13 protein-coding genes are annotated in these 15,709 nt (G+C 69.9%); 4 read left to right on the top strand and 9 right to left on the bottom strand.

Translation table 11 applies throughout. The features are described from left to right. Positions 1 to 29: 29 nt before the first annotated feature. On the bottom strand, positions 30 to 569 hold the full coding sequence (locus ACLQ2O_RS26735) for an FHA domain-containing protein (RefSeq protein WP_425836107.1): 540 nt from the start codon (positions 567 to 569) through the stop codon (positions 30 to 32). Between the two features lie 96 nt (positions 570 to 665). On the opposite strand from ACLQ2O_RS26735, the gene ACLQ2O_RS26730 reads away from it, so the two are divergent. Further along, the gene (locus tag ACLQ2O_RS26730; protein WP_425836105.1) at positions 666 to 2,930 is read left to right on the top strand and encodes a glycoside hydrolase family 3 C-terminal domain-containing protein; all 2,265 of its coding nucleotides are present in this window, start codon (positions 666 to 668) and stop codon (positions 2,928 to 2,930) included. On the opposite strand, the gene ACLQ2O_RS26725 is transcribed toward ACLQ2O_RS26730, so the two are convergent. Next, a complete protein-coding gene (locus ACLQ2O_RS26725; RefSeq protein WP_425836103.1) occupies positions 2,931 to 3,995 on the bottom strand; it encodes an ATP-dependent DNA ligase in 1,065 nt (354 codons plus the stop codon). 68 nt (positions 3,996 to 4,063) lie between these two features. Here ACLQ2O_RS26725 and ACLQ2O_RS26720 point away from each other — a divergent pair, with 68 nt between their 5' ends. Continuing rightward, positions 4,064 to 4,564 (top strand): hypothetical protein, encoded by a 501-nt coding sequence (locus ACLQ2O_RS26720; RefSeq protein WP_425836101.1) that lies wholly within the window; start codon positions 4,064 to 4,066, stop codon positions 4,562 to 4,564. Positions 4,565 to 4,731: 167 nt separating this feature from the next. Then, a complete protein-coding gene (locus ACLQ2O_RS26715; protein ID WP_425836099.1) occupies positions 4,732 to 5,076 on the top strand; it encodes a hypothetical protein in 345 nt (114 codons plus the stop codon). Positions 5,077 to 5,229: 153 nt separating this feature from the next. Here ACLQ2O_RS26715 and ACLQ2O_RS26710 read toward each other — a convergent pair whose 3' ends face one another. The 4 genes from ACLQ2O_RS26710 to abc-f all read right to left on the bottom strand — a co-directional run bounded on the left by ACLQ2O_RS26710 (position 5,230) and on the right by abc-f (position 9,908). Continuing rightward, entirely contained in the window at positions 5,230 to 5,406 is a 177-nt protein-coding gene (locus tag ACLQ2O_RS26710; protein WP_425836097.1) for a hypothetical protein, read from the bottom strand. Between the two features lie 115 nt (positions 5,407 to 5,521). Beyond that, the gene (locus tag ACLQ2O_RS26705; RefSeq protein ID WP_425836095.1) at positions 5,522 to 7,405 is read right to left on the bottom strand and encodes an ABC transporter ATP-binding protein; all 1,884 of its coding nucleotides are present in this window, start codon (positions 7,403 to 7,405) and stop codon (positions 5,522 to 5,524) included. A 69-nt stretch (positions 7,406 to 7,474) separates the two neighbouring features. Continuing rightward, on the bottom strand, positions 7,475 to 8,245 hold the full coding sequence (locus tag ACLQ2O_RS26700; RefSeq protein WP_425836093.1) for an enoyl-CoA hydratase/isomerase family protein: 771 nt from the start codon (positions 8,243 to 8,245) through the stop codon (positions 7,475 to 7,477). A 64-nt stretch (positions 8,246 to 8,309) separates the two neighbouring features. After that, positions 8,310 to 9,908 carry a ribosomal protection-like ABC-F family protein gene (abc-f, locus tag ACLQ2O_RS26695; RefSeq protein ID WP_425836091.1) on the bottom strand — a complete coding sequence of 533 codons (1,599 nt, stop codon included), beginning with the start codon at positions 9,906 to 9,908 and terminating at the stop codon, positions 8,310 to 8,312. Positions 9,909 to 10,012: 104 nt separating this feature from the next. On the opposite strand from abc-f, the gene ypfJ reads away from it, so the two are divergent. After that, on the top strand, positions 10,013 to 10,921 hold the full coding sequence (gene ypfJ, locus ACLQ2O_RS26690) for a KPN_02809 family neutral zinc metallopeptidase (protein ID WP_425836089.1): 909 nt from the start codon (positions 10,013 to 10,015) through the stop codon (positions 10,919 to 10,921). Positions 10,922 to 10,984: 63 nt separating this feature from the next. On the opposite strand, the gene ACLQ2O_RS26685 is transcribed toward ypfJ, so the two are convergent. The 3 genes from ACLQ2O_RS26685 to ACLQ2O_RS26675 all read right to left on the bottom strand — a co-directional run bounded on the left by ACLQ2O_RS26685 (position 10,985) and on the right by ACLQ2O_RS26675 (position 15,700). Continuing rightward, a complete protein-coding gene (locus tag ACLQ2O_RS26685; RefSeq protein WP_425836087.1) occupies positions 10,985 to 13,975 on the bottom strand; it encodes a hypothetical protein in 2,991 nt (996 codons plus the stop codon). A 13-nt stretch (positions 13,976 to 13,988) separates the two neighbouring features. After that, a complete protein-coding gene (locus tag ACLQ2O_RS26680; RefSeq protein ID WP_425836085.1) occupies positions 13,989 to 14,927 on the bottom strand; it encodes a hypothetical protein in 939 nt (312 codons plus the stop codon). Positions 14,928 to 15,019: 92 nt separating this feature from the next. Beyond that, on the bottom strand, positions 15,020 to 15,700 hold the full coding sequence (locus ACLQ2O_RS26675; RefSeq protein ID WP_425836083.1) for a hypothetical protein: 681 nt from the start codon (positions 15,698 to 15,700) through the stop codon (positions 15,020 to 15,022). Between the last annotated feature and the right edge of the window lie 9 nt (positions 15,701 to 15,709).

The following is a 15,709-nucleotide window of genomic DNA, read 5'->3' as shown; positions in this document are numbered from 1 at the left end:
CCGGCCCGCCGTGCCCCGCCGACCGGGTGTCAGCGGAAGTTGGACCAGGTGAGGGTGTAGAGGACCGAGCCGAACTGGACGATGTCGCCGGCGCGGACCGCGGTCGGCGAGGTGATGCGGGAGCCGTTGAGGTGGGTGCCGTTCATCGAGTTGAGGTCGCGGATCATCCAGCCTTCGCCGACGCGGCGCAGCTCGGCGTGACGGCGTGAGACCGAGGCGTCCGCGATGCGCAGCGTGGCACCCGGTCCACGCCCGATCCGGATCGTCGGCGAACCGGCCGGCGGCAGTGCCAGGCCCGGAAGCTGGGCTTTGGTCCTCGGGGTCAGCTCGACGCGCGGAAGCTTCGAGACCAGTTCGCGGAGCCACTCGACCACCCGCGGCTCACGGCCCGGCAGGTCCTGCGTCGCATCGCGCAACTCCCGGCGGCTCTGGGCACCGAGCACGAAGTTCATCCGGCGGACGAACGTGTCCTGCGACAACCGCCCGGTCCCGGCGCCCTCGCGCAGGATCTCCAGCGCGCGATCCCGCTCACGGTCCGAGGGACGCGTGAGTTCCAGGCCGGAGGTCATTCCGGAATTGTCCGCTGACCAGCGGTTCACTGTCCAGCACGCCTCGGCCACGCCGGTGTCACGGTCTGTCCGGGGAGCCAGTGGTTAGCTGGGTGAATGACTTCGGGTGAGACTCTCGGGCAGCTGACCGTCGAGGAGAAGGCCGCCCTGTGTCTCGGGTCGGACTTCTGGCACACCGCGGCGATCGAGCGGCTCGGCGTACCGGCTGTAATGGTGGCCGACGGGCCGCACGGGCTCCGGCGGCAGCCGGACGGCGGGGACCATGTCGGGATCGGCGGGAGTCTGCCCGCGACCTGCTTCCCGACGGCGAGCGCGCTCGGTTCGTCGTGGGACGTCGACCTCGTACGGCGGGTCGGTGCGGCGATCGGGATCGAGGCGCGGGCGCAGGGGGTCGCGGTCGTGCTCGGGCCGGGGATCAACATCAAGCGGTCGCCGTTGTGCGGGCGCAACTTCGAGTACCTGTCGGAGGACCCGTACGTCTCCGGCGTGCTCGGCGCGGCGCTGGTCGACGGGCTGCAGAGCCAGGGAGTCGGTGCCTCGGTCAAGCACTTCGCGGCGAACAACCAGGAGACCGACCGGCTCCGGGTGAGCGCGGAGGTCGACGAGCGGACGTTGCGGGAGATCTACCTGGCCGGCTTCGAGCGCGTCGTACGGAGCGCGAAGCCGTGGACGGTGATGTGTTCGTACAACAAGATCAACGGGGTCTACGCGTCGGAGAACCGCTGGCTGCTCACCGACGTGCTGCGTGACGAGTGGGGATTCGACGGGCTGGTGATGTCGGACTGGGGTGCTGTGCACGATCGCGTGGCGTCGCTGAAGGCCGGGCTGGATCTGGAGATGCCGCCGAAGCTCGGGATCAGCGATGCGGCGATCGTCGCCGCTGTCGCCTCGGGTGAGCTCGACGAGTCGGTGCTGGATCGGGCGGCGGAGCGGGTGCTCCGGCTGGCATCTGACGCGGTGGCCTTGGCGGACAGGCCGAGCTTCGATGTCGACGAGCACCACGCGCTGGCCCGGGAGGCGGCGGCCGCGAGCGTCGTACTGCTGAAGAACAGCGGAGGGGCTCTTCCTGCCGGGGAGGCTCGTGGTCCGGCGCCGGTCGGCCTGCCCATGCTGCCTTTGAGGCCAGCCGACGGTGAGCTCGTGGCCGTGATCGGCGAGTTCGCGAAGACCGCGCGCTACCAAGGTGCCGGCAGCTCGCAGGTGAACCCGACGCGCGTCGAGAACGCCTACGTCGAGCTGCGCGCCGCGCTGCCCGACGCCGTCCAGCTGGAGTACGCCGCCGGCGCGGACGAGGCCGTCTCCCTCGCCGCCCGCGCGAACACCGTCATCCTCTTCCTCGGCCTCCCGGCAGCAGAGGAGTCCGAAGGTTTCGACCGCACCCACCTCGATCTCCCCGCGGACCAGTTGGACCTGCTCCCCCGCCTGGCTGAGGTCAACGCCCGCCTGGTCGTTGTCCTGAGCAACGGCTCGGCCGTGCGGCTGTCCACGTGGGACGAGCACGCCGCCGCGATCGTCGAGTGCTGGCTGGCCGGTCAGGCCTCGGGCGGCGCGGTCGCCGACGTCCTGCTCGGCAAGGTCAACCCGTCCGGCCGGCTCGCGGAGACCCTGCCGCTGCGGCTCGAGGACAGCCCGGCGTACCTCAACTTCCCCGGCGAGAACGGCCAGGTCCGGTACGGCGAGGGAGTCTTCGTCGGCTACCGCGGCTACGACGCGGTCGGTCGCGACGTCAGCTACCCGTTCGGCCACGGCCTGTCGTACACGACCTTCGCGTACGACGACCTGACCGTGACCGTCGACGGCAGCGCCGCCGCGGGCGACTTGAGCCTCAACCTCAGCTGCAGGGTGACCAACACCGGCGACCGGGCCGGCCAGGAGATCGTCCAGCTGTACGTCGGCGATCCGGTCGCGCGGGTCCGCCGCCCGGTGCGCGAGCTCAAGGGCTTCGAGAAGGTGACTCTCGAGTCCGGTGAGAGTGTCAACGTCAACTTCACCCTTAGCGCTCGTGACCTGTCGTACTGGTCGAACGGCTGGGTTCTCGAAGGCGGGACCTTCGAGTTCTCCGTGGGGGCGTCCTCGCGCGACCTGCGACTGACCGCATCGGTCGAGATCGACGCGCCGCCGCTGCTTCCCCACCTCGACGGGATGGCCACGCTCGAGGAGTGGCTTGCCCACCCGGTCGGCGCGGCGGCGCTGCTGGAGCTCATCGGAGTCGATGCCGACGGCAACGCGCAGGGCATCCTGGCGGACCCGGACCCGGACCTGCTGAAGCTGATCGGCAACTTCCCGATCAGCAGCATCGCGTCGTTCCCGGGCCTCGGGCTGACGCCCGAGCGCCTTCAGCAGTTGTTGACCAGAATCTAGTCAGCCCAGGACGTCGTCGAGGGCGAACTTCACCGGCTCCTCGAGCTGCTCGTACGTGCAGGACTCCGGCGTACGGTCCTCGCGCCAGCGGACGAACTGCGCGGTGTGCCGGAAGCGAACACCTTCCATGTGGTCGTACCGGACCTCGACGACACGCTCCGGCCGGAGTGGGACGAAGCTCAGGTCCTTGCCGGCCTGCCAGCGGCTGCCTTCGGCGTTGCGGGGAGTCCGGTTGCCCTCCTCCTGCTTCGCCCACGCCCACGGGTGCTGGTCGAAGTCCGTGACCAGCGGCTGCAGCTCCTCGAACAGTTCCTCACGCCGCGCCATCGGGAACGCGCCGATCACACCGACGCTCGCCAGCACACCCTCGGCGTTGAACAACCCGAGCAGCAGCGAGCCGATCCGGTTCGGGCCGCTCTTGTGCACGCGGTAGCCGGCGACGACGCAGTCCGCCGTCCGCTCGTGCTTGATCTTGAACATCGTCCGCTTGTCCGGCTCGTACAAACCCTGCAGCGGCTTCGCGATCACGCCGTCCAGGCCGGCGCCCTCGAACTGGTGGAACCACTCGGTCGCCAGCGCCTTGTCGGTCGTCGTACGGGTCAGGTGGATCGGCGTCTTCGCCGGAGCGAGCGCCTTCTCCAGCGCCGCGCGACGCTCCGCGAACGGGCGCTCCGTGTAGTCGACGTCACCGAGCGCGAGCAGGTCGAACGCGACGAACCGCGCCGGCGTGGTCTCGGACAGCATCTTCACCCGCGACGCCGCCGGGTGAATCCGCTGCTGCAGCACCTCGAAGTCGAGCCGGTCCCCCTCGCCGCCGACGACCACGATCTCGCCGTCGATCACGCAGCGCTCGGGCAGATTCGCCTTGATCGCCTCGACCAGCTCCGGGAAGTAGCGCGTCATCGGCTTCTCGTTCCGGCTGCCGATCTCGACCTCGTCGCCGTCGCGGAAGATGATGGAACGGAACCCGTCCCACTTCGGCTCGAAGCTGACCTCGCCGTCCGGCATCTGCTTGACCGCCTTGGCGAGCATCGGCTTGACCGGAGGAACCACGGGTAGCTGCATGCGGCCATTCTGCCCGCGGACGGGGCATGATGGAGGTATACCGAACGGTAGGGACCGGAGGTACCGCGATGTACGACGTCGTACTGCTTGTCGAGCAGGAGTTGTCGCAGGAGGACGCCCACCGGGTCGTCGAGCTGCACCAGGACATGCCCGAGCCGGTGAGGTACCACGTGCTCGTGCCGTGCCACAACGCCGAAGCCGGGGTCGAGGCGTCGATCAGCGCCCTCGGCACGGCCGACCTCTACGGGACCGGTCTGGGCGATCAACGCTCGGAACTGGCCGAGGCCCAGAAAGCGATCGACAGCGAGGCCCGCGACTGCACGGGCCGCAGCGTCCAGCGGTTGCGCGACCTGGGCCACGACGCCGTCGGCGGGATCTCCCACGACCGCCCGATCGACGCCCTCACGGCAACGGTCGACAAGGCCGGGGGTCAGGAGGTCATCATCCTGACCCGCCCACACATCGTCGCCGAGTTCTTCCACCTGGACTGGACCAACACCGCCCGCCGCCACCTCGGCGTACCGGTTCTGCACCTGCTGGAACACGACCCGGAAAAGGCAGAGAAGTAACCCCGGTGCGGCCCCAGCCCGCCGAAGACGATCCTGCCGCTGAGCTCGGCGATTCCGCCAGGGGCAATCCCGGCGAGCCCGCCGAGCCCGGCGGAGTTGGCAGGAGCGGCGGAGTTGGCGAGGCCGGCGGTGTGGGCGAGGCCGGCGGCGGAGTGCGTGCCGCACGGGTGTTGGTGATTGGGCTCGACCCGGCGAAACTCGACGGCTGGGACCCGGAGCCTGTCCTGGCTGCGATGGCGCGCGGGCGGGAGCGTTTCGACGAGCTCGGGCTGACCGCTGACTGGTGCTTGATCGCGCCCGCCGATCAGCCCGAGCGAGCAATCGTCGAGGCGCTCGCCGGCGGCACCTACGAGTGTGTCGTCGTCGGCGGTGGGATCCGCAAGCACGAGCCGTTGCTCGAGTTGTTCGAGCAGGTGGTCAACCTCGTGCGCCTGCACGCACCCACAGCCGCCATCGCGTTCAACGGCCGCCCCGACGACTGCGCCGACGCAGCCCTCCGCTGGCTGAACTGAGCGCGCCCCGCTGGCGCAACCGACCCCGCCCCGCTGGTACGACTGACCGCACCTCAGCCGGTGCGTCCAAGCCCGCCCTCGCTGGCGCAGCGGCCCCGCCCCCGCCGGTCCAACTGACCGCTCGCATCCCCCGCTCCGGGCTGCTCCGGCGTTTCAGTGCAGCATCACAGCGGCGTACGCCAGCCCCGCGGCGAGCGCGGCGAAGAACAGGGACAGCCCCCGGCGCAGCGTCTGGTCGCCGACCTTGCCGTAGTGGACGCCGTCCTCGGAGTTGTAGGCCAGCCGGAAGCCGGTGTAGCCGGCGCCCAGGACCAGTACGTACTTGATCATCCCGAAGTCCTTCCCTCACGTCAGGACAATGCCGTTCCCTATCACCAGTATGGCTGGTGATAGGTCCGTGCTTCGGCAGGTACCCGGAGGACGGACGTCTACGCAGCGCCCCGGACTACACCGCCGCGGGCGCTTGGGCGAACTGCGTGCGGTACAGATCGGCGTACTCGCCGTTGAGCGCCAGCAACTGCTCGTGCGTCCCGCGCTCGACGATCGTGCCCTGGTCGACGACCAGGATCTGGTCGGCGTTGCGGACCGTGGAGAGCCGGTGCGCGATGACCAGCGACGTCCGCCCTTCCAGCGCGGTGTCGAGAGCCCGCTGCACGGCGACTTCGGACTCGGAGTCCAGGTGAGCCGTCGCCTCGTCCAGTACGACGATGTGCGGCGCCTTCAGCAGCAACCGGGCGATCGCCAGCCGCTGCCGCTCACCACCGGACAGCCGGTGGCCGCGATCGCCGACGACCGTGTCGAGACCGTCGGGCAGCGTGGACACCAGGTCCCACACCTGCGCCGAGGACAGCGCCTCGATCATCTCGTCCTCGGTCGCGTCCGGCTTGGCGTAGACCAGGTTGGCCCGGATCGTGTCGTGGAACATGTGCGCGTCCTGCGTGACGTACCCGATCGCGTCGTGCAGCGACTCCAGCGTCACCTCGCGCACGTCGTGCCCGCCGACCCGCACGGCTCCCCCGGTCACGTCGTACAGGCGGGCGACGAGGTTCGTGATCGTCGTCTTGCCGGCGCCCGAAGGACCGACCAGCGCGACCATCTGCCCGGGCTCCACCGTGAAGCTGACGTCGTGCAGCACCTGCGACGACGCGCGCTTGTCGAGCACCGCGACCGACTCCAGGCTCGCGAGCGAGACCTGGTCGGCCGTCGGGTACGCGAACGCGACCTCGTCGAACTTCACCGACGCGGCGACGTCGACCGGCAGCGGCTTGGCCTCCGGCCGGTCCTGGATCATCGGCTCGAGGTCGAGCACCTCGAAGACGCGCTCGAACGAGACCAGCGCGGTCATCACGTCGACCCGCACGTTCGACAGTGCGGTCAGCGGCCCGTACAGCCGGCCGAGCAACGCGACCAGGGCCAGCAGTGTGCCGACGGTCAGCGTGTCCCGGACGGCGAGGTTGCCGCCCACGCCGTACACGAGCGCCGTCGCCAGGGAAGCGACCAGCGTCAGCGCGGTGAAGAAGACCCGGCCGAGCATCGCGGTCCGGATCCCCAGGTCGCGGACCCGCCCGGCGCGCTCGCCGAACTCCGCGTTCTCCGCGGACGGCCGGCCGAACAGCGTCACCAGCAGCGCGCCGCCGACGCTGAACCGCTCGGTCATCGCCGTCGACATGTCCGCGTTGAGCTGCATCTGCTCCCGGGTCATCGCGGCCAGCCGTCGCCCGAGAACCCGGGCCGGGACCAGGAAGACCGGCAGCAGCAGGATCGCGACCAGCGTCAGCTGCCAGCTCAGCAGGAGCATCGCGCCGACCACGAGGATCAGGCTGATGATGTTCGAGACGACGCCGGACAGCGTCGAGGTGAAGGCCTGCTGGGCGCCGATCACGTCGGTGTTGAGCCGGGAGACCAGCGCGCCGGTCTGCGTCCGGGTGAAGAACGCCACCGGCATCTTCTGCACGTGCGCGAACACCTTGGTCCGCAGGTCGAAGATCAGTCCCTCACCGATCTGCGCCGAGTACCAGCGCTGGACCAGTCCGAGGCCGGCCTCGACGATCGCGAGCAGCGCCACCAGCAGGGCCAGGCCGGTCACCAGACCGGCGTTGCCCTTGGAGATGCCGTCGTCGACGATCTTCTTGAACAGCAGCGGCGAGGCGATCACCAGGACCGCCGACACCACCACGAGCAGCAGGAACACCGTGATCTGCGCCCGGAACGGCCGCGCGAACCGCACGATCCGTTTGACCGTGCCCTTCGCCAGCTTCTGGTTGACCACCGACGCGTCCTGCCGGCGCCAACCGCTGGCGCCACCACCTCGCATCATTCCCTGTGACATTCGGCTCCTCCCCGGTGTCCACCCATGAACCTCAACAACGCTCCAGGTCAGCCGTCTCTTCCCGATCCGTCAGCCGAGGTACGACGCCAGGGCCGCTAGCCGGCGTTGCTGCGCCTCGCGCTCGGCCTTCAGTTGGTCCTCGTACGACCGATCGGCGGCACCCAGCAGCAGCGCCTTCGTCTCCCGGACCGCATCAACCAGCGGGGTCAGCAGCGCATCCGTCAGGTCCTTCACCGTACCGTCCAGCTCCTCACTCGGTACGACGATGTTCGCCAGCCCGATCTCCTTGGCCTCGGCGGCCTCGACCCAGCGACTGGTCACGCAGATCTCCAGGGCCTGCGAGTACCCGACGAGCTGGACCAGCGGCTGCGTCCCGCCCAGGTCCGGCACCAGCCCGAGCGCCGGCTCACGCATGCTGAACTTGGCGTCCGGCGTCACCACCCGCAGGTCGCAGGCCAGCGCCAACTGGAACCCGGCACCGACGGCGTGCCCCTGGACCGCCGCGATGCTGATGAAGTCCGGCTTGCGCAACCAGGAGAACCCGGCCTGGATCTCGGCGATCGTCGCGTGCACCTCGTCGACCGGCTTGGTCCCGAGCGCGAGCAGCGGCTCGTCGCCGTCGACCGGCTCGGCCGTCATCAGCCGCCGGTCGAGACCGGCCGAGAACGACGGCCCCTCCCCCGACACCACGACCACGCGCACGTCCGCGGGCAGGGCCGCCCCGAACTCCGCCAGCGCCCGCCACATCCGGGGCGTCTGCGCGTTCCGCACCTCCGGCCGGTCGAGCACCACGCGCGCGACCGGACCGTCCACCGTCAACCGCAGTCCACTGTTCTCCATGCCCAAGAACATACGGGACCAGCACGCCGATTCTCCGGCGTCCTGAGCGGCTGTGGAAAACCTCTCAGGCCAGCGACACCAGGTCGGCGTACTCGGTGGTCCACAGGTCCTCGACACCGTCCGGGAGCAGCAGCACCCGCTCGGGTTCGAGGGCCTCGACAGCGCCCTCGTCGTGGGTGACGAGCACGATCGCGCCCGTGTACGAACGGATCGCGTTCAGCACCTCGGTGCGCGACGCGGGGTCCAGGTTGTTGGTCGGTTCGTCGAGCAGCAGCACGTTCGCCGCCGAGACGACCAGCGTCGCCAGCGCGAGCCGGGTCTTCTCACCACCCGACAGGACGCGGGCCGGCTTGTCGGCGTCGTCCCCACTGAACAGGAAGGAGCCGAGCACCGACCGGGCCTGGGTCTCGTTCAGGTCCGGGGCCGCGGACTTCATGTTCTCCAGGACGGTCCGGTTCACGTCGAGGGTCTCGTGCTCCTGCGCGTAGTACCCGAGCTTGAGCCCGTGCCCGTCGAGCACCTCGCCGGTGTCGGACTTCTCGATCCCGGACAGCACCCGCAGCAGCGTCGTCTTGCCCGCACCGTTCAGGCCCAGTACGACGACGCGCGAGCCGCGGTCGATCGCCAGGTCGACGTCGGTGAAGATCTCCAGCGACCCGTACGACTTCGACAGCTCCTTGGCCATCAACGGCGTCTTGCCGCACGGCGCCGGCGTCGGGAACGAGATCTTCGCGACGCGGTCGGCCGCGCGCTCGTCCTCGAGCCCGGACATCAGCTTCTCGGCCCGCTTGAGCATCTGCTGGGCCGCGCTCGCCTTGGTCGCCTTGGCGCGCATCTTGTTGGCCTGGGCAACCAGCTGCGAGGCCTGCTTCTCCGCGTTCGACCGCTCCCGCTTGCGCCGGCGCTCATCGGTCTCGCGCTGCTTCAGGTACAGCTTCCAGCCGACGTTGTAGACGTCGATCTCGGCGCGGTTCGCGTCCAGGTGGAAGACCCGGGTGACGGTTTCCTCGAGCAGGTTCACGTCGTGGCTGATCATGATCACGCCGCCGGGATACTGCTTCAGGAAGTCACGCAGCCAGACGATCGAGTCGGCGTCCAGGTGGTTGGTCGGCTCGTCCAGCAGCAGCGTCTCGGCCTGCGCGAACAGGATCCGCGCCAGCTCGACGCGGCGGCGCTGACCGCCCGACAGCGTGCTCAGCGGCTGGCCGAGCACGCGATCCGGCAGCCCGAGGTTCGCCGCGATCCGGGCGGCCTCGGACTCCGCCGCGTACCCGCCGGCCGCGTGCAGGTCGGACTCGGCACGCTCGTACCGGCGCATGCCCTTCTCGCGGGTCTTGTCGTCCGCGCTGGCCATCTGCTTCTCGGCGTTGCGCATCCGCCGGACGACCTCGTCGAGGCCGCGGGCCGACAGGATCCGGTCGCGGGCCAGGATGGCCAGATCGCCGGTCCGCGGGTCCTGCGGCAGGTAGCCGATCTCGCCCGAGGAACTGACCGAACCGCCGGCCGGCAGGCCCTCACCGGCCAGGATCTTGGTCAGCGTCGTCTTGCCGGCGCCGTTGCGCCCGACCAGACCGACCTTGTCGCCAGGACCGACCCGGAAGGACGCCGGCGCGAGCAACTGCCGGGCCCCGACGCGGACCTCGACGTCTGTGACGGTGATCATGGCGGCGCAGGGGTCCTCAAGGTCGGGTACAGGGGGTGGGACACGTCTGCGACGCCCCGTGACGAGGCGGCCTCTACTCCATGTCCGGGTCTAGTGTAGTTGCTGTGAAATTCAACCCGGACGCCGACTTGGACACCAGCGGCGTGGAGGACACCCGCGGCAGCGGGGGCGGTGGCGGCGGCCGGCTGCCGGGCGGGATGGGCATCCCGGTCGGGGGCGGTGTCGGCGGCCTGATCCTGCTCGTCGTGATCCTGCTGCTCAACGGCGGCATCCCCGGCGTCGGCGGCGGCTCCGACGAGCCCACCGTCCGCAACACCGCCGAGGGCAACCTCGACACCTGCAAGAAGGGCAGCGACCTCGCCAAGAACGAGGACTGCCGCTTCGTCGTCTACCAGAACTCGATCGAGGGCTTCTGGGCCGCCGAGCTGCCGCGCCGTGGCAAGAAGTACGTCAAGGCGCCGATGCGCGTCTTCGGCGGCCAGGTGAACACCGGGTGCGGCGCCGCCTCGAGCGCGGTCGGTCCGTTCTACTGCCCGCCGGACAAGCGGGTCTACCTCGATCTCGGCTTCTTCGAGACCCTCCAGACCGAGCTCGACGCCAAGGGCGGCAACTTCGCCGAGGCCTACGTCGTCGCGCACGAGTACGGCCACCACATCCAGAACCTGTACGGCTACCTGGACCGGATCAAGACCCGCGAGGGACCGACGTCGGACTCGGTCCGCTCCGAGCTGCAGGCCGACTGCCTGGCCGGGATCTGGACCAACCACGCCACCACGGCCAAGGACGCCCAGGGCGACACGTTCATCGAGGGCCTGAACGACGACGACATCGACCGCGGCCTGGATGCCGCAGCGGCCGTCGGCGACGACCGGATCCAGCAGAAGACCCAGGGCCGCGTCACCCCGGAGAACTTCAGCCACGGCACGGCCGAGCAGCGCCAGCGCTGGTTCAGGACCGGCATGGACTCCGGCGACATGACCGACTGCGACACCTGGGGCGCACAGACCCTCTAACCCCTGTACGACGAAAGGCCCGCTCCTCCTCTGCAGGAGAGCGGGCCTTCGCCGTACGGCGTACTAAGCGACCTGCGCCGGGCGGCGGTAGCCCGGGAGAAGCTCGTCGACCAGGGCGTCGGTCTCGGCCTCGGCGCCGCGGGGGCCGCCGTGCTTGGACAGGGCCGTGTACATCTGGCCGGCGATCACCGTGACGTCGTCCGTCGTACCGAAGTGGGACGCGAGGCGCAGGGTCGCGCGCCACAGCTCCTCCGACGCGGGGGCGAAGCTCAGGCCGGTCTGCAGCGCCGTACGGGCCAGGTTGCCGTCGTCGTGGCGCAGGCTGGCCTCGGCCAGCTTGAGCGCCGCGTCGACGACCGACTCGGCCATCCGCCGCTCGATGCCGGCCGCCGCGAGCCAGGAGTACCGGCCGGCGGGCAGCCCGGACCAGGCCTGGCCGTGCACCAGGCCGAGCGCCGTCGACAACGGCCGGCGCGGGTCGTCCATCAGGTCGGCCTGCTTGGCCAGCGTGCGGAACACGTCCCAGTCCACCCGTACGACGCTGCGGTTCAGCATCCAGCGGCCCGACTCGTCGGCGTACATGGCGTCGACACCGACCCACTGACGGGTGTGCTCGAGCGCCGCGTCGCGCAGCTCGTCGCTGATCCCGCGCGGCCAGATCGAGCCGGCCAGCACGTTCGGGTGCACGCCGTAGTCCTGGCCGGCCAGGAACGCGACGATCTCGGTCGCCAGCTGCACGCGGCCGTCGTCGATCGGCCCGCGTGCGTCGACCTCGACCGGGCCGAGCAGGTCGACCTCGACCGGCGCCGCCTGGCTCAGGTCCATCGACGAGAACTCGTACGCCGGCATGTCCTGCTCGGCCCGGCGCTTGTCCCGCGCCTCGGACTCGGCCGTGTCGAACAGCGCGACCAGGTCGGCGAACTGCGTCGGGTTGATGCTGTGGGCATCGACCTCGAGCCCGAGCAGCCGGCAGACCGCCTGGTTCTTCTCGTCCACGACGAACCGCCAGGGAGCGTCCAGCACGTCACCGACGACGACCACGGCGACGCAGCGCTTCGCGTCGGCCGCCAGCCGGCCCAGCTGGTGCTGCTCCTCCAGCGACGGCGGAGCGGACACGAAGATGATCTCCGCACCCCACAACATCGCGTCGGGGTAGGCCATCCGGGCGGTCGCGACGGAGTCGGCGTCGCGGCGGGCGCAGGCCTGAACCTGGTTGTCGGTCCGCCGGGTCACCTCCTGCAGCGCGTCGTCCAGCTTGGTCCAGTAGCTCAACCGTGCCGGAGCCAGCGACGACAGATCGTCACCGAAGCCCACCATGCTCACGTGCGCGCCTTCGGACCACAGGTTCGTGGCCAGCTCGGCCGCCAGCGATCCGACGACGTCGCGGGACGCGTTGGTGACACCGCCGAAGCTGACGACACCGCGGGCGGTGTCCAGATCGACCAGCACGGTCGCGCCGTCGGCGTTGCGGCCGATCGTCACCAGCGTCGGGTACGGCGAAGGCGCGGTCACCTCGCCGGCCGGCCCGTACGCGCGACGCAGCACCCAGCGACGCCCGTCGGCGATGACCTGCCACGGCGCCGGCGGCGGGGCATGGTGCTCCCCCGGCTCCAGCACCAGCGTCAGCGCCCGGTCGGTGACGAGCGCGGCGACGACGGCCGGCATCGGCCGGTCCGCCTCGGTCATGCTCGCGCCCAGCTGGCGCAGCGAGTTGTCCACGAACTGCGCGGTCGGTACGTCGGCCGCCAGCCGCAGGTTGATCTCGGTCTGCCGATTCGCCGCCGCCTTCGGGCCGGGGCCCAGGGCCCAGCCGCGCCGGCGCTTCAGCGCCACCGCGAGACCGGCCGCCAGCAGCGTCGCGCCGAAGCCGTAGATCCCGGCCTCGGTCGCGCTGATCCCGCTGTCGGACTCCACGACCACGTCCGGCACCTTCGTACCGCCGGCGACCGGGTCGCCCGGCTGGGCTTCCGTCGTACCGGGACCGTGCGGCTGGGTGACGTCGATGCTCGGCTCGCTCGGCTTGGTGTCCTTGACGGCCGGGTCGTTGCCGATCCCGACCGACGAGGGCTTCTCGGTGCCCTGCTCCTCGAACCAGCGGCTGCCCGTGCCCGGCTTGGCCTCGGTCGCCGTCTTCACCGTCGGCTTGGTGACGATCTTCGGCGTCACCTTCTCCTTGGTGTCCTTGGTGTTCGGCGACAGCTTGTCGTCCTGCTGCTGCACCGGGCTGCCGGGCGTGTCGATCGCGACCCGGACCGTGTGCACACCCGGGCCCTTCGCGTCGGCGGGCAGGCGGACCTGCCAGCCCGGCATGATCAGGTCCGGGTTGGTCAGCCGGCGGCCGTCGGGCTGCAGCTTGTTCTTGTTGAGGTCGTAGATCTCCTTGTAACGACGCCCCTCGCCCAGGTACCGCTCGGCGATGTCCCACAAGCAGTCGTAGTTACGCCCCTCGGGCGGCCGGACCTCCGTGTACTTGACCACCTGACCGGTCTGGTCGTTGTTGGTCCGTACGCCGGTGTGGCCACCGCTGAGCACCGTGCTGCGCTTCTCGGTCTGCCGGTACGTCGAGACGGAGTCGTCCCCACCCTGCGACACGCTGATCGAGGTCGGCGCGACACCGCTCGTGGTCACCGCGCTGGCAACCGGCAGCGTCACCGCCGCCGAACCGGCGATCAGCACCACACCCGCCACCAGCCGGCGGGCCAGCGTCTGCGACCCACCACCCAGCGGAATCCGCGGCGACAACCCGTGCCCCCGCACCTCGGCCACAGCCTCGGCGATCAGGCACACCACGAAGTGCAGCCACGCGAGCCACACGAAGAACCCGATGATCCCCAGCACCGTCTCGATGCTCAGCTCACTGAACAGCACGTCCCGCGAGGGCACCTGGTCGGGCCACGGCTTGCCGAAGAACGTCAGCAGCACGTACGGCACGCCACCGACGATCGCCAGCACGGCCAGCAACGAGGCAAACCCCTTCAACCGGTCCGCCGCCGCACTCCCCGCCCCCCGCTGCGGCAACCGCGCCGACCGCACCGGATCAGTCGTCTTCACCATCGTCGTCCCTCCATCAGCCACCGATCCCCTGTACTTCCTGCACAGGCAACCGCTGCACAGCGTGCACGTCTGCTTCCCCGACGGTCGTCCAGTCCTGCAGTGCGTCCGGCCCGCGCCAGTAGTCGACCTGCCAGTGGATCGTCAGCTTGACCGTGTACATCCCGTCCGGCTGCTTGGCACTGGAACGCTTGTAGACATGGCTGCAGCCGCTCAACTGGTTGAACGGGTCCTGGGCCTCGTCGTACCCGTCCGAGCCGAGCGGCAGCATGCCTTCGAGGCAGTCGAACGCCGGGGTCCCGTCACCGGGATCGACCCTGATCCGGGTCACCATCGCCCGCATCGTGAGCCGTGTCCCCGGCCGGTAGTTGGCGAAGTCACGAGCATCGACCGGGCCGTAGTTCTTCAGCACGTACGACGTCTCCGGAGCCAGCGCGAAGTACGCCGGGACGTTGACCCGTGGCGTGTAGGTCGGCTTCACCAGCAGCACCGGGTCGGGGTAGGCCTCGTCGAAGTACGTCCAGAACTCGTCCATGTACGACTCCGGAAGGCACTGCCGCCGCTCTTCCCGCGACACCGGGACGATGGCCCGCTCCAGATGCGCGTCGTCACCGCCGTAGTTGCTGTCGAGCTCGTAGTCGACGATCGTGAGCCGCAGGACCCACTCCTTGCCCGCCGGCGGGGCCGCCAACTCGATCCCGTTCGGGACCGGGAAGTCGCGGCACGGGATGAAGGGCTTGCCTGCCAGCTTGGCCCGCCAGCTCGGCGGGGAGTCGCCCCAGCCGGTCTGACCGGCGCTGCAGTATGCTCCGAACCCGCTCGAGTTCGCGTACATGCTGCAGACGCCGTCACCCAGGTGGATGGTGTCGGCCGTGGCGGTCGGGGCGGGCAGAGCGACCAACAATGCGAGCACGGTGCTCAGGGCAATGAACCCACGGGCTACCCGGTTGCGCATCCTCACTCCTGACACTGGTCCTGCTGGCAGATTATCGTCGCTCAGGGGCATCATGCCCAGCGAGTCACGCATTGCACTCGCGCGTTACCGGCCTAGGCCGGATACCGCACGGCGGCGCAGTTGATGCCCTTCGGCACCGGACGAACCACCTTGTACATCGTCCAGCCGACCCCGCTTCGCACCATGTCGATCGCCTCGGGGGTTCCCTTGGGCGCGACTACGACGAACTTGCGGGTCTTCGGGTTCCACCACTGCAGCCGCTGCGAGCGGCACAGGTTGAGCCGGACCACGCCGTACGGCTGCTTGGACGTGCCGACCACGACGATGCTGCCCGGCGGGCGCATCACCCAGCCGGAGGCCTTCGCCGCATCGATGTTGATCGCGGTGTCTGCGTAGAAGAACGCCGGGAAGCTGGTCTTGACGATGTTCGAGTCCCGCTTGACCAGCGCCTGGTAGTACAGCGGGTACTTCGCGATCAGTCCCTGGACGGCGGGGTCCGCGCCGAAGCGCCCGGGGACGACGGTCACCTGACCCGACGGCGCGGCCGGCGGGACAGTGGTCGCAGGCTTGCTCGGCTTGCCGCTCGACGGCTTGGTCGGAGTCGGCGTCGGCGTCGGCGTACCGAGGGTGATCGTGCGATCCCCTCCCGGCTCCTCGCTGACGCCCTCGGGCAGCCCACCCCTGTTCGCGTCGCCGCTGCCTCCGCAGGCCGCGACGACAGTCAGGGCGACAATCGGCAGCAGGACCCGGGTGATGGTTGAACGAACGCGCACTGCGCTGCT

The organism is Kribbella sp. DT2, from assembly GCF_049844575.1.
GTDB lineage: Bacteria > Actinomycetota > Actinomycetes > Propionibacteriales > Kribbellaceae > Kribbella.
The sequence above is the reverse complement of the archived record's forward strand: the minus strand, read 5'-3'. Positions and strand labels throughout refer to the sequence as shown.

What these genes read in the sequence shown, in the direction of transcription:
- ACLQ2O_RS26735 (WP_425836107.1), bottom strand. Translation starts at nt 569, where the DNA reads ATGACCTCCGGCCTGGAACTCACGCGTCCCTCGGACCGTGAGCGGGAT.
- ACLQ2O_RS26730 (WP_425836105.1), top strand. Translation starts at nt 666, where the DNA reads ATGACTTCGGGTGAGACTCTCGGGCAGCTGACCGTCGAGGAGAAGGCC.
- ACLQ2O_RS26725 (WP_425836103.1), bottom strand. Translation starts at nt 3,995, where the DNA reads ATGCAGCTACCCGTGGTTCCTCCGGTCAAGCCGATGCTCGCCAAGGCG.
- ACLQ2O_RS26720 (WP_425836101.1), top strand. Translation starts at nt 4,064, where the DNA reads ATGTACGACGTCGTACTGCTTGTCGAGCAGGAGTTGTCGCAGGAGGAC.
- ACLQ2O_RS26710 (WP_425836097.1), bottom strand. Translation starts at nt 5,406, where the DNA reads ATGATCAAGTACGTACTGGTCCTGGGCGCCGGCTACACCGGCTTCCGG.
- ACLQ2O_RS26705 (WP_425836095.1), bottom strand. Translation starts at nt 7,405, where the DNA reads ATGTCACAGGGAATGATGCGAGGTGGTGGCGCCAGCGGTTGGCGCCGG.
- ACLQ2O_RS26700 (WP_425836093.1), bottom strand. Translation starts at nt 8,245, where the DNA reads ATGGAGAACAGTGGACTGCGGTTGACGGTGGACGGTCCGGTCGCGCGC.
- abc-f (WP_425836091.1), bottom strand. Translation starts at nt 9,908, where the DNA reads ATGATCACCGTCACAGACGTCGAGGTCCGCGTCGGGGCCCGGCAGTTG.
- ACLQ2O_RS26685 (WP_425836087.1), bottom strand. Translation starts at nt 13,975, where the DNA reads ATGGTGAAGACGACTGATCCGGTGCGGTCGGCGCGGTTGCCGCAGCGG.
- ACLQ2O_RS26680 (WP_425836085.1), bottom strand. Translation starts at nt 14,927, where the DNA reads ATGCGCAACCGGGTAGCCCGTGGGTTCATTGCCCTGAGCACCGTGCTC.